Below are 21,578 nucleotides of genomic sequence, written 5' to 3' on the forward strand. Positions count from 1 at the left end.
GGCAGATTCGCTACCGGCTTCAGCGGCAGAACTTCTGCTGGGCCGCGGCGGCCAGCGGGTCGACGGTCTTGACGCTGCAGTGGACCGCGTTCCGGGACAGCTTGAGGTTCCAGCTCACGGCGGTGCCCTTCTTGGCCGCGCCGTAAGCCGTGCCCTTGCTGTTGCAGGTCCTGAACGTGTATGTGCCGTCGGCCTTGGTGGTGCCGGCGTAGAAGACCGTCTTGCCGGCCTTCACCTTGGCCGAGACGCCCACGAGGCTGGGTGTGGGCTCGTTGACGTCGGCCAGCTTCAGCTTGGTCTGCTTCGCGAGGGAGGCCAGTACCGTCGCCGGCTTCCCCGGGCCCTTGACGGCCGCCCTGATGGTCGTCACCTTGGGCACCCGCACGGACACCCGCTCCGGCTTCGTCGCGGTGCGCAGCTTGCCGTGGGTGAGCGTCGGTGTCTTGGTGGTCTTCACCCAGGTGATCTTGGTGGCACCCGGCTTGCAGACCTTGGCCTGGGCGTCGGCGTTCGCCGGCGCGGCGGCGAGCAGCGGCACCATCGCTCCGACCGCGACGGTCGTCATGGCGCCCGCGATGAGTTTCTTCATTTGTGTCCCCGTTCCCCGTTCTTCAATTCTTTGTGCCTGGTTGTCTTTGTCCCCGGCTTCCCGGTCAAAGGACTCCGAGGGCATATTCAATTCCCCGTTTTTGTTTCCCCGTATTGTTTCCCCGTATTGCGTGCCGCCTGTTCATGGGCCCGAGAACAGACGGCACGTTTTTCAGCTCAGCTCAGCTCAGCTCAGCTCAGCGGCAGCGTCAGGGCTTGGGCGTGCAGGACGCCTTCTTCGTCTGGCACTCGGCGAAGTGCAGCGAGGAGGTGATCCCCTTGAGGATGCCGACGATCTCGATACGGTCGTGCTTGCAGTTGCCGAGCTCGCGCCACCGCTCGACCTGGAACTTCTGGTACTCGACCATCGGCTGGGTGTAGCCGCGCTTGCCCGGGTCGACCGTCATACGGTTGGTCACGGTGCGGCCCTTGGCGACGGACTTGGCGACCTCGTACTTGGTCTTGGCCTCGACCTGGGCGATTCCCCAGCTCACGCTGGCGCTGGCCTCGCCGCCCCAGGTCGTCGTGCGGGTCTTGGTGGTCTTGATCGAGTAGACCAGGGTGGACTTGCTGGAGCTGCTGTTGCGCTTGCTCACGACCGGCCCGCGGGAGGCGTACCACGGCTTGCCGAGCTTGAAGACCTTGGAGTAGACGTAGCCTTCGCAACGCATGGGCGCCTGCTCGGTGGCGTTCGCCATGGTCGGCGCGGCCGTGAACGCGCCGGTGATGAGCGCGGTCGTCGCGAGAGTCGCGGAAAGAGCACGCTTGTTGCGCAGATTCATTTATATCCCCGTTTCCCCGTTGACCCGTCAACGGTCAAAACCCCGTGCCCGGGGGAGTGGGTCCTGCTGCCCCCGGCGGGAATGAAGTTAGTCGGCTGTCGAGACGGCTCGCAATGGTGCGGGGTCTTTGTTACGAACTAACGCTCAAGTGAACCTCAAATTCGCCGGTAATGGTCGTGAACAGGGCTGGCGGCATGTGTTCTTCGTCCGAATTGCCGCGCAATCGAACGGGGCGATTGCGGGTGATCTGGACATGGTGAACTCGTTCCGTGACCTGGGTCACATGTAACAGGGAGTCAGTGCCGCTCACGCGAGCGCAGTGTTCGGATACCGGAACCCTGCTGGCCACATCACGGTTGCGCATACTTTCGCCGTCGGGTCTGGTGCCTGATCGCGCGACCGTTGAAGACTCCCCCAGAGCGGTGGGGGGGAGGTCGAACGTGCTGTTCGTGCGGTGGTGTTCGGAGCCGCGGTCCTTCTCTCCTCCCGAACGGCCCGGCGCGACACAGAGGTTGGCGCCCGTGCCGGGGCAACAAGCAGGCAAGAAACAGCAGGCGACGGAAGAACAGCAGTGGCGACGGACCGCACCGCAGACCCGGGCGGCCGTCAGGCACAGTCGGCAACCACCGGCACAGGCAAGCACGAGGGACGATGACCGCACCGATTGAGACGACCGGATCGCAGGCCGAGGCGCAGCCGGAGGCCGTGCTGGCAGGTGTCGAGGCCAAGAAGATCGAGGGCCGCTCGCTCGGCCAGATCGCCTGGACCCGCTTCAAGCGCGACAAGGTGGCGGTCGCCGGCGGTGTCATCGTCGTCCTGCTGATCCTGATCGCGGCCCTCTCCCGGCCGCTCCAGTCGCTGCTGGGCCTCGACCCCAACGCCTTCAACCAGGACCTGATCGACCCCAACACCTCCTTGCCCAAGGGCGACTTCGGCGGGATGAGCTGGGATCACCCGCTGGGTGTCGAGCCCAAGTTCGGCCGCGACATCCTCGCCCGCATCCTGGAGGGCTCCTGGGTCTCCCTGGTCGTGGCCTTCGGCGCGACGCTCCTGTCGAACGCCATCGGCGTGGTCCTCGGGTTGATCGCCGGGTACTACGGCGGCCGGGTCGACACGATCGTCAGCCGGCTGATGGACACCTTCCTGGCGTTCCCGCTGCTGCTCTTCGCCATCGCCATCTCCGCGACACTCCAGGGCGGCGCCTTCGGCCTCGAAGGACTGCCGCTGCACATCACGGTGCTCATCTTCGTGATCGGTTTCTTCAACTGGCCGTACATGGGGCGCATCGTGCGCGGTCAGACCCTGGCGCTCCGCGAGCGCGAGTTCATCGATGCCTCACGGGGGATGGGGGCCGGCGGCCCGTACGTCCTCTTCAAGGAGTTGCTGCCCAACCTCGTCGCGCCGATCATCGTCTACTCGACGCTGCTCATCCCGACCAACATCCTCTTCGAGGCGTCGCTCAGCTTCCTCGGCGTCGGGATCCAGCCGCCGCAGGCCTCCTGGGGCGGAATGCTCAACCAGGCGGTCGACTTCTTCGAGGTCGACCCGCAGTACATGATCGTTCCCGGCCTCGCGATCTTCATCACGGTGCTGGCCTTCAACCTCCTCGGTGACGGCCTCCGGGACGCCCTCGACCCCCGCAGCCGCTGACGTCTGCGGTCGCGGCGCACGTCGCGTCCTACTCAACTGTCCAACTACGAAGGGGAAACCGACCATCATGCGAAGGTCAGCAATGGCCGCAGTCGCGGTAGTGAGCAGCGCCGGCCTGCTTCTGTCCGCCTGCAGCAAGGCGGAAGACGGTTCGGACACCCCCAAGGGCGCCGGCGCCAACGCCGCGACCAAGGGTGTCGTCAACGAGTCCACGGCGAAGGGCGGCACGGTCACGTACGCCAGCTCCGACGCCCCCGAGTCCCTCGACCCGGGCAACATGTACTACGCGTACGGCCTCAACTTCAGCCGCCTCTACGCGCGTCCGCTGATGACGTATAAGCCCGGCCCCGGTGAGGCGGGCAACGAGCTCGTCCCGGACCTGGCCGAGAGCGCGGGCACGCCCAGCGACGGCGGCAAGACCTGGACGTACAAGATCCGCCAGGGCGTCAAGTACGAGGACGGCACCGCGGTCACCTCCAAGGATGTCAAGTACGCCGTGGAGCGCTCGAACTTCGCGCGTGACGTGCTCTCCCTCGGCCCGAACTACTTCCAGAACCTGCTGGACGACCCGGACAAGTACAAGGGCCCGTACAAGGACAAGAGCGACAAGGGCATCGCGTCCATCGAGACTCCGGACGACCACACGATCGTCTTCAAGCTGAACAAGCCGTTCTCCGAGTTCGACTACCTGGCGAGCATGCCGCAGACGGCTCCGGTGCCGAAGGCCAAGGACACGGGCGTCGACTACACCAAGAAGGTCGTCTCCTCCGGCTCGTACAAGTTCGAGAAGTACGAGGAGGGCAAGCAGATCGTCCTCGTCCGCAACGACCAGTGGGACGCCAAGACGGACCCGCTGCGCAAGCAGTACCCGGACAAGATCGTGGTGAACCTCAAGGTCAACAAGGCCACCATCGACAAGGACGTGATGGCCGGCGACACCATGATCGACATCCAGGGCACCGGTGTCGACGCCCAGACGCAGGCCCAGGTCCTGAAGGACAAGGACCAGATGGCCAACACCGACAACGCGCTCGGCGGCCGTCTCGTCTACACGGCGATCAACACCAAGGTCGCGCCGTTCGACAACATCGAGTGCCGCAAGGCCGTCGAGTACGCGATCAACAAGGCCGCCGTGCAGACCGCCATGGGCGGACCGATCCGCGGTGACATCGCCTCCACCGTCCTGCCGACCGACGTCACGGGCTACGAGAAGGCCGACCTGTACGCCACCGAGGGCAACAAGGGTGACGTCACCAAGGCCAAGGAGCACCTGAAGGCCTGTGGCAAGGAGAACGGCTTCAAGACCTCCATCTCCGCCCGTACCGACCGTCAGGGCGAGGTCGACGCGGCCACGGCGATCGTCGAGGCGCTGAAGAAGGTCGGCATCGAGGCCGACATCAAGCAGTACCCGTCCGGCAAGTACTTCTCCGACTACGCGGGTGTGCCGGCGTTCAACAAGAAGAACAACATCGGCCTCATCATGATGCAGTGGGGTGCCGACTGGCCGACCGGCTACGGCTTCCTGCAGCAGATCGTTCACGGCAAGGCCATCGGTCAGTCCGGCAACACCAACCTGTCCGAGCTGGACGACCCCGCGATCAACAAGCTGCTGGACGAGGCGATCGGCAACACCGACGAGGCCGCCCGCACCGCCGCGTACACCGAGGTCGACAAGAAGGTCATGGAGCAGGCCGCCATCGTCCCGCTGACCTACTTCAAGGTGCTGCTGTACCGCTCGCCGTACGCCACCAACCTGGTGTCGACCTCGGCCTTCAGCGGTCAGTACGACTACCTCAACGTCGGCACCACGGAAAAGAAGTAGCCCCGGAAGGCAGGTGAAGGCATTGGCGCCCGCGGGTTTCGCCACCCGCGGGCGCCGGCGCCGGTCCTCGTGATCTCGTACATCCTCCGCCGGACGATCGCGGCGGTGATCCTGCTGCTCGTCGTCACCGCGGTCACCTTCGGCATCTTCTTCATCCTGCCGAAACTCGCCGGACAGACCACCGACCAGCTGGCACAGCAGTACATCGGCAAGAACCCCACGCCCGAGGACATCGCGGCGGTCAAGCGGAACCTCGGCCTGGACCAGCCGATCTACGAGCAGTACTGGAACTTCCTCAAGGGGATCGTCTCCGGTGCCACGTACGACCTCGGCCCCACCACGGTCCGCTGTGAAGCTCCCTGCTTCGGCTACTCCTTCAAGGACCACCTGGAGGTCTGGCCGCAGCTCACCAGCCGCCTGCCGGTGACCATCTCGCTCGCCCTCGGCGCCGCCGTGCTGTGGCTGCTGGGCGGTGTCGCGGCCGGTGTCATCTCGGCCCTGAGGCCCGGCTCGTTCTTCGACCGGGCCGCGATGGGTGTGGCCCTCGCGGGCGTCTCCCTGCCCATGTTCTTCACCGGTCAGCTGGCCCTGCTGCTGTTCAGCTACCAGCTGGAGATTTTCGGCAGGACGTACGTCCCCTTCACCGAGAACCCCTCACAGTGGGCCAACACCCTGTTCCTGCCCTGGTGTTCGCTGGCGCTCCTCTACTCGGCCATCTACGCCCGGCTCACCCGCTCGGGCATGCTGGAGACGATGAACGAGGACTTCATCCGCACCGCGCGGGCCAAGGGCCTGCGCGAGCGCAAGGTGGTCGTCCGGCACGGTCTGCGGGCCGCGCTGACCCCGCTGGTGACCGTCTTCGGCATGGACATCGGCCTGCTCCTCGGCGGTGCCCTCATCACCGAGACCGTGTTCTCCCTGCACGGCATCGGCGAGTACGCGGTCCAGTCGATCACCACCAACGACCTGCCCCCGATCCTCGGGGTGACCCTGCTCGCGGCGTTCTTCGTCGTCTTCATGAACCTTGTGGTGGACCTGCTGTACGCCACGATCGACCCGCGGGTGAGGCTCTCGTGACCGAACTGTCCAAGACCGGGGCCGCCGTCGGCGAGCCCGCACGCGCCGGGGACGCCCCCGAGGCGTTCCTCGAAGTGCGCGACCTCAAGGTGCACTTCCCGACCGACGACGGCCTGGTCAAGTCCGTCGACGGTCTCTCCTTCCAGCTGGAGAAGGGCAAGACCCTCGGCATCGTGGGCGAGTCCGGCTCCGGCAAGTCGGTGACCTCGCTGGCCATCATGGGCCTGCACCGGCTCGGCGCACGCGGCAAGAACGTGCGGATGTCCGGCGAGATCTGGCTCGACGGCACGGAGTTGGTCGGCGCCGACCCGGACGAGGTGCGCCGGCTGCGCGGCCGCGAGATGGCGATGATCTTCCAGGACCCGCTGTCCGCGATGCACCCCTACTACACGGTCGGCAACCAGATCGTCGAGGCGTACCGCGTCCACCACGACGTCAGCAAGAAGACCGCCCGCACCCGCGCCGTCGAACTCCTCGACCGCGTCGGCATCCCGGAGCCGAACAAGCGGGTCGACATGTACCCGCACGAGTTCTCCGGCGGTATGCGCCAGCGCGCCATGATCGCCATGGCCCTGGTCAACAACCCCGAACTGCTGATCGCCGACGAGCCCACCACCGCCCTGGACGTCACCGTCCAGGCGCAGATCCTCGACCTCATCCGGGATCTGCAGAAGGAGTTCGGCTCCGCGGTCATCATCATCACGCACGACCTCGGCGTGGTGGCCGAGATCGCCGACGACATCCTCGTGATGTACGGCGGCCGCTGCGTGGAACGCGGACCGGTCGACGACATCTTCTACCAGCCCGGGCACCCCTACACCTGGGGCCTGCTCGGCTCGATGCCGCGTATCGACCGCGAGCAGACCGACCGGCTCATCCCCGTCAAGGGCCAGCCGCCCAGCCTCATCAACGTCCCCTCGGGATGCGCCTTCAACCCGCGCTGCCCCTACGCGGACGTCCCCAAGGACGGGATCACCCGCACCGAGCGCCCCGAGCTGCGCGAGGTCGGCGGCCGGCACTTCACCGCCTGCCACCTGTCGCAGGAGGACCGCAGCCGGATCTGGAACGAAGAGATTGCGCCGAAGCTGTGAGTGAGACCGATACCCGGACGGGGACCAAAGGCGAGAAAGTGTCCGAGGACGAGAAACCGCTGCTCAAGGTCGAGGGCCTGGTCAAGCACTTCCCCATCAAGAAGGGCCTGCTCCAGCGGCAGGTCGGGGCGGTCAAGGCCGTGGACGGCATCGACTTCGAGGTCCGCCGGGGCGAGACCCTCGGCGTCGTCGGCGAGTCCGGCTGCGGCAAGTCGACCATGGGCCGTCTGATCACCCGCCTCCTGGAACCGTCCGGCGGGAAGATCGAGTTCGACGGCACGGACATCACGCACCTCAACACGGCCGGCATGCGCCCGCTGCGCCGCGATGTGCAGATGATCTTCCAGGACCCGTACGGCTCGCTGAACCCCCGGCACACCATCGGCACGATCGTCTCCGCGCCGTTCAGGCTCCAGGGCGTCGAGCCCGAGGGCGGCGTGAAGAAGGAGGTCCAGCGCCTCCTGGAGCTGGTGGGCCTGAGCCCCGAGCACTACAACCGCTACCCGCACGAGTTCTCCGGCGGCCAGCGTCAGCGCATCGGCATCGCCCGCGCGCTCGCCCTCAAGCCCCGGATGGTCGTCGCGGACGAGCCGGTCTCCGCGCTCGACGTGTCCATCCAGGCCCAGGTCGTCAACCTGATGGACGACCTCCAGGACGAGCTCGGCCTGACGTACGTGATCATCGCGCACGACCTGTCGGTGGTCCGCCACGTATCCGACCGCATCGCGGTGATGTACCTCGGCAAGATCGTCGAACTCGCCGACCGGGACTCGCTGTACGCGGCGCCGATGCACCCGTACACCAAGGCCCTCCTCTCGGCCGTACCGATCCCGGACCCCCGGCGGCGCGGCGCCAAGAGCGAGCGCATCCTGCTCAAGGGCGATGTGCCCTCGCCGATTGCGCCGCCGAGCGGCTGTCGCTTCCACACGCGGTGCTGGAAGGCCACGGAGATCTGCAAGACCACGGAACCGCCGCTGGCCGAGCTGAAGCCGGGGCAGCGGGTGGCCTGCCACCACCCGGAGAACTTCGAGGACCAGCAGCCGCAGGACACGAAGGCCGTGAAGACCGAGGCCACCGCGGAGGCTCCCGCCAAGGAGAAGTGACGTAGAGCACTGGGTGCGCCTTGCATTGCAAGGCGCACTCGTGTTTTCGGGTGAGAATGTTCGGGTGCTCCAGCAAATCTTCTCCCCATCCGTCCAGCATGCGCTCGACCTGATCGGCATCTTCGTCTTCGCCATCTCCGGCGCGCTGCTCGCCGTACGCAAGAACTTCGACGTCTTCGGGATCGCCGTTCTCGCCGAGGTCACCGCGCTCGGTGGCGGGCTGTTCCGGGACCTGGTCATCGGAGCCGTTCCGCCGGCCGCCTTCACCGATCTCGGCTACTTCCTCACCCCGCTCCTGGCCGCCCTGCTCGTCTTCTTCCTGCATCCGGAGGTCGAGCGCATCCAGGCCGGCGTGAACGTCTTCGACGCCGCCGGCCTCGGTCTCTTCTGTGTGGCGGGCACGACGAAGGCGTACGAGCACGGCCTCGGTCTGACCGCCTCCGCCACCCTCGGCCTCGCCACGGCGGTCGGCGGCGGTGTGCTGCGGGACGTGATCGCGGGCGAGGTGCCCTCGCTGCTGCGCTGGGACCGCGATCTGTACGCCGTCCCCGCGATGGTCGGCGCCGGCCTGGTCGTGCTGTGCCTCCGCTACGACGCCCTGACCACGGTCACCTCCGCGCTCGCCGCCGTCACGGCCTTCGTGCTGCGGCTGCTGGCGATGCGGTACCACTGGCGGGCGCCACGGGCGTGGAACCGGCGGTCGGCGGCGGTGGAGGAAGTCTGAGCCGGTCATGCAAAGCCTGTGCCGCAGGTAAAGCCTATAAAGCTACCGCTTAGTAATCACCTGTTGTACGGTTCACCCATGCCCGAAGCAGCTTTCGTACAGGCCACCATCGGAGACAGCGAGTTCGACCGGGACACCGCGGTCACCCTGCGGGAACCCGGCGTCTACGACATCGACCTCTCCGCCGGCTGGACGATCATCGGCGCTGTCAACGGCGGCTATCTGCTGGCCGTTCTGGGCCGCGCCCTCGCCGACGCGCTCCCGCACGACGACCCGTTCACGGTCTCCGCGCACTACCTGACCGCGTCCCGGCCGGGCCCCGCGGTCGTCCGCACGAACATCGTCCGCACCGGCCGCACCCTGTCGACCGGCCAGGCCTCCCTCTTCCAGTACGACGAGGCGGGCAACGAGGTCGAGCGGATCCGTGTCCTCGCCTCCTACGGCGACCTGGACTCCCTCCCGGACGACGTCCGTACGACGGCGAAGCCGCCCGCGATCCCGCCGGTCGAGCAGTGCTTCGGCCCTCAGGACGCTCCCGCCCCCGTCCCCGGCAGCTCCGCGATCGCCGACCGGCTGCTCCTCAAGCTGGACCCCTCGACCCTGGGCTGGGTGCTCGGCGCGCCCTCCGGCAAGGGCGAGATGCGGGCCTGGTTCGGGCTCGCCGACGGCCGCGACGCCGACCCCATCTCGCTTCTCCTCGCGGTGGACGCCCTGCCTCCGACCGCCTTCGAACTGGGCATCTCCGGCTGGGTTCCGACCGTCGAACTGACCGTCCACGTCCGCTGCCGCCCGGCGCCGGGCCCGCTCCGGGTCTCCATCGCCACCCGCAACCTCGCCGGCGGCTTCCTGGAGGAGGACGCGGAGGTCTGGGACAGCGCCGACCGACTGGTCGCGCAGTCCCGTCAACTGGCGCGGGTCAGGCTGTCGAACTGAGCGGCCTGCGGCCCAGCCAGGCCGCCAACCGCCCATAGGCGTCGGCCCCTTCGGGGGCCGGCAGCGCCGGTTCGAACGGCCGCCCCTCGCGCGAGCCGTCGGGCAGCGTGACCCGCGCCGCGGCCAGGGAGAACCTGGCCAGCTCCGGGTCGAGCGCGAGTGGCCGCCCGAGGCCCTCGGAGAGGTCCCAGGTGTGGGCCACGATCTCCATGACGTACGCCGACAGCGCGTCCCGTCCGGGGATGTTGCCCCACGGGACGCGTACAGGGGTCGTCATGCGCTCGTCGCCCGCCCATGCCCTGAGGACCCTGCTCCTGACCGCCTCGTACGCGGTCGGCCATGCGGTGTCCCCGACGCCGTCCACGAACATCCGTACGGCCAGCCCGTCGCCGCCCTCGCCGACGACCGCGATGCGGAGGGTGCCGCCGACGATGTGGCTGAGCAGGGTGCGTACGTCGTACTCGGCGCAGGGCGTCCGGCCGGTCAGCTGTTCCGGCCGTACGGTCCCGATGAGCGCGGCGGCCTGTGCGGTGGCGCGGGTGTAGAAGGGGCGGGGGTCGACGGTGCTGTCCTGGGTGCCCTGGGTGTCGGGCGCGTCCGCGGCGGTCATTGGTGGGCCTCTCGGTGCGGGTGGGGGTGGCGCGTCGGTGCTGTTCGGAGACTTCCCGCCGGGCCCGGTGCCGGTGGCCGGAGGCTGCCCGGACAACCCGCATGAGGGACCCTGAGCCCCTGATCCGGTGAAGGCCGACCGGTGGCCCTCCTCGCGGTGGCCCCTCTCTTCCTGGTGACGTGCGGCTCGGGCGACTCCTCGTCGTCCACCTCGAACTCGAACAACGGCAACTCCGGCCAGCAGACCTGCCAGGCCCCGTCCGGCGCCCCCTCCGGTGCCCCCTCGGCGGGCGGCGCGGCTCCGTCGGGCGCCCCGTCGGCTGATGGCGCGGCCCCGTCCGGTGCGCCGAGCGGCGCCCCCGGTGGCGGTCAGGGCGGCCCCGGCGGCGGTGGGGGCTGTGGTGGCCCGGGCGGCGGCCGGCAGGGCCAGGGCGCCCCGAGCGGCGCGCCGAGCGCGGCGGCCACGGCCTCGGCGTCAGAGGAGAGCCGACCTCGGGTCCGTGCCCGGACCGGTACGTACGTGGAGGGCGCGCCCGATGACCGGGCGCGCCCTCCACGTATGTGAGGCGAGACCGTCTGTCAGTCCAGCCAGTTGAGGCGGCCGATGCTGATCAGGCGCAGGCGGCGGGTGGCGAGTCGGGTCACCCTGGCCCGTTCCTCCTCGGGTTCGTCCAGCGCCTCCAGGAAGAGGGAAGCCGTCATCAGCATCTGGTCGACGTAGAGACCGGCGAGCATCAGCAGGTCGTCCTCGTTCCACCCCTCGGCCTCTGGGTGCTTGGCCAGCTCGCTGCTCACTTCCTCGGCGAACCGGACCAGTTGCTCGCGGATGGCCGCCCGCACCGGCTGGACTCCGCCGTGCCGCTCGCGGGCGATGAAACGGACGTGAGCCGGGTACTCGTCCACGTGGCGGGCGATCAGTTCGACGGCACGCTCGATGAGTTCGTCGCTGTCGCCGACCGCCGACATCAGATCCCGTATCACCGGATGCAGACTGCCCAGTACCTCCTCGACCAGCGCGACACCGAGGTCCGCGGTCGAGCGGAAGTGCCGGTAGAACGCGGTCGGGGCGACCCCCACGGCCCGGGTGACCTCGCGCAGGCCCAGGCTGCTCAGGCTCTGCTCCTCCAGCAGGCCGAGCGCGGCGTCCATGAGCGCCTGCCGGGTCTTCTGCTTCTGGGCCTGCCGGACACCGAGGGTGTGACTCATGCCATGCAGTTAACAACTGTTCTCTGTATTTGCAAAGCCGGGCGAGCGCTAGACTTGGCAGTCAGTGAACAACTGTAACTACAATCGTTCACCCAACCGTAACGAGAGGCCTTCTCGCGATGCTGTTCCTCGTCGCCGCACTTCTGCTGCTGGGTGTCGTCCTGGGCACCGTGGCCCACGTTCCGCTCCACGTCTCCCTCGTCGCCGCGGCCGTCATCGCCACCTGGCTGGCCGTCTTCGCCTACCGCGAGCGCCATGCCCGCCGCACCCGCACCACCGACTGACCGCCCGCGAAAGCCCCTTGGGAGCAGACCGAACCATGCAACTCACCGCCGCACCCCACACCGCCACCACCCCCCGCACCCGAGGCCGCGACGCCGACGGCATGGCCGTAGCCTCCTTCGTCCTCGGCCTCCTGGGCCTCCTCGTCCTCAACCTCTTCCTCGGGCCCATCGCCATCGTCCTGGCCGCCGTCGCCCTCAAGCGCGGCACGACCAGGCGCGGTCGAGCCTTCCTGGGCATGGGGCTGGGCGTGGCAGACCTCGCGATCCTGGCCGTACTGATGCAGACGACGAACACAGTGTCCTGGAGCTTCTGAGGCGAGAGTGGGGGAAGGCGGGCACAGCCAGCAGCGCCGGGCGCCCTCGTGCAAGAGCCCAAGTGCACCCAGGCAAGGCGCAGAACAACCGCCGGGTGCCGAGCCCACGAGACGCCCACCCCCGTCGGCCGAGGCCGGCGCCGGCGCCCCCGTAGAATCGGGATCACCATGGCTTACCTCGACCACGCGGCGACCACCCCGATGCTCCCCGAGGCGGCAGAGGCCCTGACCGCCCATCTGAGCGTCACCGGCAACGCCTCCTCCCTCCACGCCTCCGGCCGCCGCGCGAGGCGAACCGTCGAGGAGGCCCGCGAAACCCTCGCGGAAGCGCTCGGCGCCCGCCCCAGCGAGGTCGTCTTCACCTCCGGCGGCACCGAGGCCGACAACCTCGCCGTGAAGGGCCTGTACTGGTCCCGCCGCGCCGCCGACCCGGCCCGCACCCGGGTCCTCGCGAGCCCCGTCGAACACCACGCGGTCCTGGACGCCGTCCACTGGCTCGGCGAACACGAGGGCGCCACGATCGAGTACCTCCCGGTCGACGCGTACGGCCGCGTCCACCCGGACGCCCTGCGCGAGGCCATCGCTCGCAACCCCGACGACGTCGCCCTGGCCACCGTGATGTGGGCCAACAACGAGATCGGCACGATCATGCCGGTCCGCGAACTCGCCGACACGGCAAAGGAGTTCGGCGTCCCGCTGCACGCCGACGCGGTCCAGGCCTTCGGTCAGGTTCCGGTCGACTTCGACGCCTCCGGCCTCGCCGCCATGACCGTCTCCGGCCACAAGATCGGCGGCCCGTACGGCATCGGCGCGTTGCTGCTGGGCCGCGAGTACAGCCCCGTACCCGTACTGCACGGCGGTGGCCAGGAGCGTCATGTCCGCTCCGGGACCCTCGACGTCCCGGCCGTCGCCTCCTTCGCGGTCGCGGGCAGGCTCGCCGCCGAGCAGCGCGAGTGGTTCGCACGGGAGATCGGCGCCCTGCGCGACGACCTGATCACCGCGATCCGTACGGCCGTACCGGACGCGATCCTGGGCGGGGACCCGTCCCTGGAGGGCCGCCTCCCGGCCAATGCGCACTTCACCTTCCCCGGCTGCGAGGGCGACTCCCTGCTCCTCCTCCTCGATGCCCAGGGCATCGAGTGCTCCACGGGTTCCGCCTGCACCGCCGGCGTCGCCCAGCCCAGCCATGTCCTCCTGGCCACCGGCACCGACCCGGACCTGGCCCGCGGCACTCTCCGCTTCTCCCTCGGCCACACCTCCACGGAAGCCGACGTCGAGGCGGTCGCGAAGGCGATCGGCCCGGTGGTGGAACGGGCCCGCAGCGCCGGCCTGACCTGAGACGGCCTGACTGAGACGGCGTATCAGGACCGGGAGCCAAATGTCCGGAGACCGGATCAGGCGCTCGTCGAGCTCCCGGGCGAGGCCTGGGCCGCCGCGCGCACCAGCTTCATGTACCGGTCCCAGTCCCAGCCCTCACCGGGGTCGGTGTGGTCCGTGCCCGGCACTTCGACGTGGCCGATGATGTGCTCCCGGTCGAGGGGTATCTCGTACCGCGCGCATATCCGGGCCGTGAGGCGGGCCGAGGCCTCGTACATCTCGTCGGTGAAGTCCTCCGGACGGTCGACGAAGCCCTCGTGCTCGATGCCCACGCTCCGCTCGTTGTAGTCGCGGTTGCCCGCGTGGTACGCCACGTCCAGCTCCCGGATCATCTGGGTGACGTGCCCGTCCTTGCGGACGATGTAGTGCGCGGCCGCCCCGTGCTCGGGGTCCTGGAAGACCTGCACGGCGCTGTCGAAGCTGCCCTGGGTGACATGGATGATCACCATGTCCACGCCGTAGTCGTCCGGCCGGTCCGCCATCCGCCAGTTCGCGTCCGACGCCGCCACCCACCGAGCCCCGGTGTAGTCGACCTCGCCGTCCTTGCGCGGCTTCTCGATGCCGGGAACCCGCCACCACGCGCGCTGCAGTTCGTCCCGGGCCACGACGGCCGTGCCGACGGCGGCCACGGCCGTACCGATCAGCAGGGCCCGCCGCCCGACGCGTCGGTCCCCGTCCTTGCCCCTGCCCTGGGAAGCGCTGTCCTCGGATGCCCTTCTGCTGCCCACGAGATCGTCAACGGATATGCGCGGGTTCCGGTTCCCGGCGCCCCGTACCCTGGAAGGGTTATGACTGAGATCCCGCAGCGCCCCCGCCCCCTCCGTGTCCTCGCCGCCATGTCCGGCGGGGTCGACTCCGCCGTGGCCGCCGCCCGCGCGGCGGAAGCCGGGCACGACGTGACAGGCGTCCATCTGGCGCTGTCCGCGAACCCGCAGTCGTTCCGTACGGGTGCGCGTGGCTGCTGCACCATCGAGGACTCCCGCGACGCCCGCCGCGCCGCGGACGTCATCGGCATCCCCTTCTACGTGTGGGACCTCGCCGACCGCTTCCGCGAGGACGTCGTCGAGGACTTCATCGCCGAGTACGAGGCCGGGCGCACCCCCAACCCGTGCCTGCGCTGCAACGAGAAGATCAAGTTCGCGGCCCTGCTCGACAAGGCCCTCGCCCTGGGCTTCGACGCCGTCTGCACGGGCCACTACGCCCAGGTGATCGTGAACCCGGACGGCACGCGTGAGCTGCACCGTGCCTCCGACATGGCCAAGGACCAGTCGTACGTCCTCGGCGTGCTCGACGAGAAGCAGCTGGCCCATGCCATGTTCCCGCTCGGCGACACGGTGACGACGAAGGACGAGATCCGCGCGGAGGCCGAGCGCAGGGGGCTGGCGGTCGCGAAGAAGCCCGACTCGCACGACATCTGCTTCATCGCCGACGGCAACACCCAGGGCTTCCTGGCCGACCGGCTGGGCAAGGCGGAGGGCGACATCGTCGACGAGGCCGGCAACGTCCTGGGCACCCACGAGGGCGCGTACGGCTACACCATCGGCCAGCGCAAGGGCCTCCGCATCGGCACCCCCGCCCCCGACGGCAAGCCGCGCTACGTCCTCGACATCTCCCCGGTGAACAACACGGTCACCGTCGGCCCGGCCGCCGCCCTCGACGTCGACGCCCTGACGGCGATCAAGCCCCGCTGGTGCGGCGCGGCCCCCACCGGCCCCGGCACCTACACCGCCCAGCTCCGCGCCCACGGCGGCGAGACCGAGGTCACCGCGGAACTGATCGACGGCACCCTCCAGGTCCACTTCACCGAACCGGTACGCGGCGTCGCCCCCGGCCAGGCGATCGTCCTCTACGACGACACCCGCGTGGTGGGCTCGGCGACGATCGCGTCGACGCGGCGGGCAGCGGTTCCGATCGCCTGACTGCCGCCTGTACGCCTCCTGTCGGGGGCGGGTCGGGTGAGTGTCAGTCGCCGACGACCTCGGTGTCGTAGAAGCACAGGTGCCCCTTGATCTCGGCGACCTCGGCCTTCGGGTCCTGGTACGCCCAGACGAGGTCGGGGGCGTCCGGCAGCGACCAGTAGGACGCGGTGCCCTTGAACGGGCAGTAGGTGTGGTTCTCGGAGGCCGTCAGCAGTTCCATACGGACATCCCCTTCGGGGATGTAGTACCGCACGGGACAGCCCGTCTCGCGGAGGACCAGGGGACGGCTGCTCTCCGCGAGCACCTCGCCCTCGTGGACCACTCGGACGTGTTCGGTGCTCTGTTCGATGGTGATGCGATGTCCATCGGTCACGATCGCCCCTCCTCGGGTAGCCGTCTCGCCGAGTACAGCGCAGGCTGCTGGTGAGTTCTTCCCTCGAGGTCGCGCAGGTCGCAGGAGGTCGCATGCCAGCCGCAGATCCGGCCGGGAGCCCGGCCGGAAACCCATCCAGGGGCTCGTCCAAGAACCGTCGGAGTATCGCCCACCGGGTCCGTTACGCCGTGCGCTACCCGGAGCGTGTCCCGGCGCACGCCCACCGGGTGGCGCGGGATGCGTGGCTGCGGCTCAAGCACCGCGACCACATCGCGTACTACCGGGCCGTCATGGCGGCGGACACGGCGCGCAGCCCCGAAGCCGCCGTCGGGCACAACCCCTCCGTCGAGAAGTGGGAGCGCATCGGCCGGATGCAGTTCGACTACCTCGTACGGCACGGTCTGGAGCCCCGGCACCGGATGCTGGAGATCGGCTGCGGGAACCTGCGGGCCGGGCGGCTGTTCATCGACCATCTGGACGCCGGGCACTACTACGGGATCGACATCTCGCCGGCGATCCTCCTGGAAGCCCAGCGCACCCTCGTGCGAGAGGGTCTGCAATCCAAACTGCCGCATCTGGCGCTCGTCGCCGACCTCACCTTCGAGTTCCTGCCCGAGGGGTATTTCGACGTCGTCCACGCGCACAGCGTCTTCTCGCACTCACCGGTGCACGTCATAGAGCAGTGTTTCGCCCATGTCGGCCGCGTCCTCGCCCCCGGTGGCTTCTTCGACTTCACGTTCGGCCGCACCGAGGGCAAGGAACACCAGGTGCTGCACGAGGACTTCTACTACCGGACCGACACCCTGGTCGAACTCGCCCGGAAGTACGGCCTGTCGGCGCGCTTCATGGACGACTGGGAGGAGTTGCCGCACCGGCAGTCGAAGATCCGGGTGAGTGCGGTGAAGGGGAAGGACGGGCAACCGGGCTCCGATGTCAGTGCCGCCCCCTAACGTGGACGCATGAACATCTGCGTCTTCCTCTCCGCCGCCGACCTCGACGACCGTTACACGCGCCCCGCGCGGGAGTTCGCCAAGCTGATCGGCAAGGGCGGCCACACCCTTGTGTGGGGCGGCTCGGACGTAGGGCTGATGAAGGTGGTCGCCGACGGCGTGCAGGAGGCGGGCGGCAGACTGCTGGGCGTGTCGGTCGAGTTCCTCGCGGCCAAGGCGCGGCCCGGCACCGACGAGATGGTGATCGCGCGGGACCTCGCCGAGCGTAAGAAGCTGCTCCTGGAGAAGGCCGACGCCGTCGTGATCATGGTCGGCGGGACCGGCACGCTCGACGAGGCGACCGAGATCCTGGAGCAGAAGAAGCACGGCCACACCGACAAGCCGGTGGTGCTCCTCAACACGGCGGGCTTCTACGACGGCCTGAAGGAGCAGTTCCGGCGTATGGAGGACGAGGGGTTCCTGCCGCGCCCACTCTCCGACCTGGTGTTCTTCGCGGAGGAGCCGGTGGGCGCGATGGCGTATCTGGAGGAGAGCCGGGGAGTGGCGTGACGCGGTCACCACTGATGCGAGCATGGCGGGCATGGCTACTCATGTGATCACCGGGGCCGGGTCCGGCATCGGCGCGGCCGTGGCCCGCCGTCTGTACGAGCGTGGGGACGAACTCGTCCTGCACGTGCGCGACGCGGGCCGGGCGAAGGAGCTGGCGGCCGAGTTCCCCGGCGCGAAGACCCTGGTCGGCGACCTCGCCGACCCCGACAAGCTGTCCTGGGCCTTCTCCCACCAGACCCTGCCCGACCGGGTGGACTCGTTGCTGCACATCGCGGGCGTGGTCGACCTCGGGCCGGTCGGTGAGCTGACGCCCAAGTCCTGGCGCCACCAGCTCAACGTCAACCTCATCGCCCCCGCCGAGCTGACTCGGCACTTCCTGCCCCAACTCCGGGCTGCCCGTGGGCACGTGGTCTTCGTCAACTCCGGCGCCGGTCTCAACGCCCACGCCGACTGGGCCGCCTATGCCGCCTCCAAGCACGGTCTGAAGGCCCTCGCGGACTCCCTCCGCCACGAGGAGCACGGCAACGGCGTCCGCGTCACGACCGTGTACCCCGGCCGCACCGCCAGCCCCATGCAGGCCAAGGTCCACCAGCAGGAGGGCAAGGAGTACGACCCGTCGAGGTGGATCAGCCCGGAGTCGGTCGCCACCACGATCCTGATGGCGCTGGATCTGCCGAGGGACGCGGAGGTCAACGACCTGACGGTCCGCCCGGGTCGGTAACTTTCTTTCGTCTGCTGGTGAGTGGGGGCTTGTCGCGCCCACGCGGCGGAGCCGCAAATCGACACAGCCCCGCGCCCCTGAAAAGCAGGGGCTGCGCCCCATGCCTTTCGGCCCGCAGGGCCGTGTCTTTCAGGGGCGCGGGGAACTGCGCGACAAGCCACAACCCGCCCGCACCCGCCCCACAAACCGCGCTTCCCGAGCTCTGAAGCGCCCAGGCCCCCAAAGACCTACGTAGGCTTCGGCACGTGAACGAGAACTTCAGCTTCGGCGCAGCCACCGGTATCGGCTCCATGCCCGGCGGCGACGCCAGGGAGGCCGCCAAGACCATCACGGGGACGTTCGAGTGGCCGGACGGCGGGATGCCGTATCTGCCCGAGCTGCCCGCCCGCGGCCCCGGCGCCGACATGATCGGCAGAACAGCCGGCCTGCTGGTCGAGTTGTACGCGCGCGTGGAGCCCAGTGGCTGGCGGATCGGGGACCGGCCGGGCCGGGACACCAAGCGGGCGAGGTCGTGGCTGGGCGAGGACCTGGACGCGCTGGAGGAGTTCACGCAGGGGTACGAGGGCCCGCTCAAGGTGCAGGCCGTCGGACCGTGGACGCTCGCCGCCGCGCTGGAGCTGAAGAACGGCGAGGTGGCCCTCTCCGACCCCGGCGCCTGCCGGGACCTCGCCGGCTCACTGGCGGAAGGGTTGCGGCTGCACCTCGCCGAGGTACGGCGGCGCGTGCCCGGCGCCACCATCGTGCTTCAGCTCGACGAGCCGTCCCTCATCGCCGTACTGCGCGGGCAGGTCAAGACCGCCAGCGGCTACCGCACACACCGCGGCGTGGACCGTCAACGCGTCGAGGCCACGCTCCGGGACATCATCGGCGTCCACACCACGGAAGGGGCGGTCGTCGTCCACTCCTGCGCCCCTGACGTACCCTTCGCGCTGCTCCGCCGAGCCGGCGCCGCCGCGATCTCCTTCGACTTCTCGCTGCTCACCGAGCGTGACGACGACGCGATCGGGGAAGCCGTGGAGGGAGGCACGAAGCTGTTCGCCGGTGTTGTGCCGACCGCGGAGGGCCCACTGTCAGACCCTGCCGGTAGCGTCATGGGTGTCAGGACGCTGTGGCGCAGGCTGGGGCTGCATCCGGGGCTTCTCGCGGACGCGGTGACGGTCACTCCGTCGTGCGGGCTCGCGGGGGTCTCCCCGGCGTACGCGCGGCAGGCGCTCGCCCACTGCGTCAAGGCGGCGAGATCTCTCGCGGACAACCCAGAGTAACGGGAGGACAACACGGTGGCCGGCGACAAGGACGCACAGACTGCCCCGACCGCAGCATCCGTACCCACCGAGGCGTCGGCACCCGCCGAGGCCCGGGAGAAGCACGCGCGTCTCGCTGAGCAGATCGAGGAGCACCGCTTCCGGTACTACGTGAAGGACGCCCCCGTCATCGACGACGCGGAGTTCGACAGCCTCCTGCGGACGCTCGAAGCGCTGGAGGAGGAGTACCCGGAGCTGCGCACGCCCGACTCGCCGACCCAGAAGGTCGCGGGGGCGTACGAGACGGAGTTCACCGCCGTCCAGCACCGCCAGCGCATGCTCTCCCTCGACAACGCCTTCACGGACGAGGAGTTGGCGGCCTGGGCCGACCGCGTCGCCAAGGACGTCGGCACGCCCGACTACCACCTGCTGTGCGAGCTCAAGGTCGACGGCCTCGCCGTCAACCTCACCTACGAGCACGGCCGCCTCACCCGCGCCGCGACCCGTGGCGACGGCCGCACCGGCGAGGACATCACGCCGAACGTCCGCACGATCGCCGAGATCCCGGACCGTCTCAAGGGCGACAAGGTCCCTGACCTCGTGGAGATCCGCGGCGAGGTCTACTTCCCGATGGAAAAGTTCGCCGAGCTCAACGAGCGACTGGTCGCGGCCGGCGACAAGCCCTTCGCCAACCCGCGCAACGCGGCGGCCGGTTCACTGCGCCAGAAGGACCCGCGCGTCACCGCCACCCGCCCGCTCCACATGGTGGTGCACGGCATCGGCGCCCTGGAGGGCTTCAAGGACGGCCTCACCCGCCTTTCCCAGGCCTACGACCTGCTCAAGACCTGGGGCCTGCCCACAGCCCGGCACAACAGGGTGGTCGACGACCTCGACGGGGTGCGGGAGTTCATCACCCACTACGGAGAGAACCGCCACTCCGTGGAGCACGAGATCGACGGCGCGGTCGTCAAGCTCGACGAGATCCCCCTCCAGGGCCGCCTCGGCTCCACCTCCCGCGCCCCGCGCTGGGCCATCGCCTACAAGTACGCGCCCGAGGAGGTCAACACCAAGCTCGTCAACATCCGTGTAGGTGTGGGACGTACGGGCCGGGTGACGCCGTACGCCCAGGTCGAGCCGGTGACGGTCGCGGGCTCGGAGGTCGAGTTCGCCACCCTGCACAACCAGGACGTGGTCAAGGCCAAGGGCGTCCTCATCGGCGACACGGTGGTGCTGCGCAAGGCCGGTGACGTCATCCCGGAGATCCTCGGACCCGTGGTCGACCTGCGCGACGGCAGCGAGCGCGAGTTCGTGATGCCGGCCACCTGCCCGGAGTGCGGTGAGCCGCTGGCGCCCGCCAAAGAGGGCGACATCGACCTGCGCTGCCCCAACTCCCGCAGTTGTCCGGCCCAGTTGCGCGAACGGCTCTTCTACCTCGCCGGCCGCAAGTGCCTGGACATCGAGCACTTCGGCTACGTCGCCGCCGCCGCGCTCACCAAGCCGCTGGAGCCGTCCGACCCGCCGCTCCTCGACGAGGGAGACCTGTTCGACCTCACCATCGAGCAGTTGCTGCCCATCAAGGCGTACGTCCTCGACCAGGACAGCGGACTGCCCAAGCGCGATCCGAAGACCGGCGAGGAGAAGATCGCCACCGTCTTCGCCAACCAGGAGGGCGCGCCGAGGAAGAACGCGGTCGCGATGCTGGAGAACATCCAGGCGGCCAAGGAGCGGCCGCTCGCGCGCATTCTGACCGGCCTGTCGATCCGGCACGTCGGACCGGTGGCCGCCGAGGCGCTCGCGCGCGAGTTCCGTTCGATCGAGCGTATCGAGCAGGCGACCCAGGAGGAGTTGGCGACCACCGACGGTGTCGGGCCGATCATCGCGGCCTCGCTCAAGGAGTGGTTCGCGGTGGACTGGCATCAGGAGATCCTCCGCAAGTGGCGGGCCGCCGGGGTCCGGATGGAGGAAGAGGGCTCCGGCGAGGACCAGGGTCCCCGGCCGCTCGAAGGACTCACCGTCGTGGTGACCGGCACGCTCGAACACCACACACGCGACGGAGCCAAGGAGGCGCTGCAGAGCCGGGGTGCGAAGGTGACCGGGTCGGTTTCGAAGAAGACCTCGTTTGTGGTGGTCGGTGAGAATCCCGGCTCGAAGTTCGACAAGGCGATGCAGCTCAAGGTGCCGGTTCTGAACGAGGACGGCTTCACGGTTCTGCTCGAACAGGGACCGGAAGCAGCAGGAGAAGTCGCGCTTCCGACCGAGGAGTAG

23 protein-coding genes are annotated in these 21,578 nt (G+C 69.0%); 17 read left to right on the top strand and 6 right to left on the bottom strand.

The genetic code is table 11. The features are described from left to right. Positions 1-19: 19 nt before the first annotated feature. Positions 20-589: a hypothetical protein gene (locus CES90_RS04460; protein ID WP_189782452.1), complete on the bottom strand. Its 570-nt coding sequence runs from the start codon at positions 587-589 to the stop codon at positions 20-22. A 208-nt stretch (positions 590-797) separates the two neighbouring features. After that, positions 798-1,370 carry a hypothetical protein gene (locus tag CES90_RS04465; protein WP_189782453.1) on the bottom strand — a complete coding sequence of 191 codons (573 nt, stop codon included), beginning with the start codon at positions 1,368-1,370 and terminating at the stop codon, positions 798-800. A 651-nt stretch (positions 1,371-2,021) separates the two neighbouring features. On the opposite strand from CES90_RS04465, the gene CES90_RS04470 reads away from it, so the two are divergent. From CES90_RS04470 to CES90_RS04500, 7 genes are all read left to right on the top strand, one after another. Then, positions 2,022-3,020: an ABC transporter permease gene (locus CES90_RS04470; RefSeq protein WP_189782454.1), complete on the top strand. Its 999-nt coding sequence runs from the start codon at positions 2,022-2,024 to the stop codon at positions 3,018-3,020. A 67-nt stretch (positions 3,021-3,087) separates the two neighbouring features. Then, positions 3,088-4,842: an ABC transporter substrate-binding protein gene (locus tag CES90_RS04475; RefSeq protein ID WP_444545334.1), complete on the top strand. Its 1,755-nt coding sequence runs from the start codon at positions 3,088-3,090 to the stop codon at positions 4,840-4,842. A gap of 69 nt (positions 4,843-4,911) precedes the next feature. After that, positions 4,912-5,919, top strand: coding sequence for an ABC transporter permease (locus CES90_RS04480; protein WP_189782456.1), 1,008 nt, complete (start codon positions 4,912-4,914; stop codon positions 5,917-5,919). Next, positions 5,916-7,010: an ABC transporter ATP-binding protein gene (locus tag CES90_RS04485; protein ID WP_189782457.1), complete on the top strand. Its 1,095-nt coding sequence runs from the start codon at positions 5,916-5,918 to the stop codon at positions 7,008-7,010. The genes CES90_RS04480 and CES90_RS04485 overlap by 4 nt, the downstream gene beginning before the upstream one ends. 38 nt (positions 7,011-7,048) lie before the next feature. Next, complete coding sequence (locus tag CES90_RS04490) at positions 7,049-8,113, top strand: ABC transporter ATP-binding protein (RefSeq protein ID WP_268257017.1); 1,065 nt, start codon at positions 7,049-7,051, stop codon at positions 8,111-8,113. 64 nt (positions 8,114-8,177) lie between these two features. Further along, positions 8,178-8,837: a trimeric intracellular cation channel family protein gene (locus CES90_RS04495; RefSeq protein ID WP_189782459.1), complete on the top strand. Its 660-nt coding sequence runs from the start codon at positions 8,178-8,180 to the stop codon at positions 8,835-8,837. 78 nt (positions 8,838-8,915) lie between these two features. Further along, positions 8,916-9,770 (top strand): thioesterase family protein, encoded by an 855-nt coding sequence (locus tag CES90_RS04500; RefSeq protein ID WP_189782460.1) that lies wholly within the window; start codon positions 8,916-8,918, stop codon positions 9,768-9,770. Here CES90_RS04500 and CES90_RS04505 read toward each other — a convergent pair. After that, a complete protein-coding gene (locus CES90_RS04505) occupies positions 9,754-10,380 on the bottom strand; it encodes a TIGR03086 family metal-binding protein (protein ID WP_189782461.1) in 627 nt (208 codons plus the stop codon). The two genes, CES90_RS04500 and CES90_RS04505, sit on opposite strands and share 17 nt — an antisense overlap. A 141-nt stretch (positions 10,381-10,521) precedes the next feature. On the opposite strand from CES90_RS04505, the gene CES90_RS04510 reads away from it, so the two are divergent. Continuing rightward, positions 10,522-10,944, top strand: a complete 423-nt coding sequence (locus CES90_RS04510) for a hypothetical protein (RefSeq protein WP_229913755.1) — start codon at positions 10,522-10,524, stop codon at positions 10,942-10,944. Between the two features lie 14 nt (positions 10,945-10,958). Here the strand turns inward: CES90_RS04510 and CES90_RS04515 are convergent, their stop codons facing one another. Continuing rightward, complete coding sequence (locus CES90_RS04515) at positions 10,959-11,585, bottom strand: TetR family transcriptional regulator (protein WP_189782462.1); 627 nt, start codon at positions 11,583-11,585, stop codon at positions 10,959-10,961. 119 nt (positions 11,586-11,704) lie between these two features. Between CES90_RS04515 and CES90_RS04520 the strand changes: the two genes are divergently transcribed. The 3 genes from CES90_RS04520 to CES90_RS04530 all read left to right on the top strand — a co-directional run bounded on the left by CES90_RS04520 (position 11,705) and on the right by CES90_RS04530 (position 13,521). Continuing rightward, a complete protein-coding gene (locus CES90_RS04520) occupies positions 11,705-11,869 on the top strand; it encodes a hypothetical protein (protein ID WP_189782463.1) in 165 nt (54 codons plus the stop codon). A gap of 35 nt (positions 11,870-11,904) precedes the next feature. Next, positions 11,905-12,183, top strand: coding sequence for a DUF4190 domain-containing protein (locus tag CES90_RS04525; RefSeq protein ID WP_189782464.1), 279 nt, complete (start codon positions 11,905-11,907; stop codon positions 12,181-12,183). A gap of 168 nt (positions 12,184-12,351) precedes the next feature. Then, complete coding sequence (locus CES90_RS04530; RefSeq protein WP_189782465.1) at positions 12,352-13,521, top strand: cysteine desulfurase family protein; 1,170 nt, start codon at positions 12,352-12,354, stop codon at positions 13,519-13,521. A gap of 56 nt (positions 13,522-13,577) precedes the next feature. Here the strand turns inward: CES90_RS04530 and CES90_RS04535 are convergent, their stop codons facing one another. Continuing rightward, the gene (locus CES90_RS04535; protein ID WP_189782466.1) at positions 13,578-14,288 is read right to left on the bottom strand and encodes an N-acetylmuramoyl-L-alanine amidase; all 711 of its coding nucleotides are present in this window, start codon (positions 14,286-14,288) and stop codon (positions 13,578-13,580) included. 60 nt (positions 14,289-14,348) lie between these two features. On the opposite strand from CES90_RS04535, the gene mnmA reads away from it, so the two are divergent. Then, positions 14,349-15,479 (top strand): tRNA 2-thiouridine(34) synthase MnmA, encoded by a 1,131-nt coding sequence (gene mnmA / locus CES90_RS04540; protein ID WP_189782467.1) that lies wholly within the window; start codon positions 14,349-14,351, stop codon positions 15,477-15,479. 43 nt (positions 15,480-15,522) lie between these two features. Here the strand turns inward: mnmA and CES90_RS04545 are convergent, their stop codons facing one another. Next, positions 15,523-15,852, bottom strand: a complete 330-nt coding sequence (locus tag CES90_RS04545) for a DUF427 domain-containing protein (protein WP_229913756.1) — start codon at positions 15,850-15,852, stop codon at positions 15,523-15,525. A gap of 92 nt (positions 15,853-15,944) precedes the next feature. On the opposite strand from CES90_RS04545, the gene CES90_RS04550 reads away from it, so the two are divergent. From CES90_RS04550 to ligA, 5 genes are all read left to right on the top strand, one after another. Beyond that, positions 15,945-16,802 (top strand): class I SAM-dependent methyltransferase, encoded by an 858-nt coding sequence (locus tag CES90_RS04550; protein ID WP_189782469.1) that lies wholly within the window; start codon positions 15,945-15,947, stop codon positions 16,800-16,802. A gap of 9 nt (positions 16,803-16,811) precedes the next feature. Then, positions 16,812-17,351, top strand: coding sequence for an LOG family protein (locus CES90_RS04555; RefSeq protein ID WP_189782470.1), 540 nt, complete (start codon positions 16,812-16,814; stop codon positions 17,349-17,351). A 22-nt stretch (positions 17,352-17,373) separates the two neighbouring features. Next, positions 17,374-18,072 carry an SDR family oxidoreductase gene (locus CES90_RS04560; protein ID WP_189782471.1) on the top strand — a complete coding sequence of 233 codons (699 nt, stop codon included), beginning with the start codon at positions 17,374-17,376 and terminating at the stop codon, positions 18,070-18,072. 245 nt (positions 18,073-18,317) lie between these two features. Then, entirely contained in the window at positions 18,318-19,334 is a 1,017-nt protein-coding gene (locus CES90_RS04565) for a methionine synthase (protein WP_189782472.1), read from the top strand. 15 nt (positions 19,335-19,349) lie between these two features. Continuing rightward, complete coding sequence (ligA, locus tag CES90_RS04570) at positions 19,350-21,578, top strand: NAD-dependent DNA ligase LigA (protein ID WP_189782473.1); 2,229 nt, start codon at positions 19,350-19,352, stop codon at positions 21,576-21,578.

The sequence above is a fragment of the Streptomyces capitiformicae genome, assembly GCF_002214185.1.
In the GTDB taxonomy this organism is placed as follows: Bacteria; Actinomycetota; Actinomycetes; order Streptomycetales; family Streptomycetaceae; genus Streptomyces; species Streptomyces capitiformicae.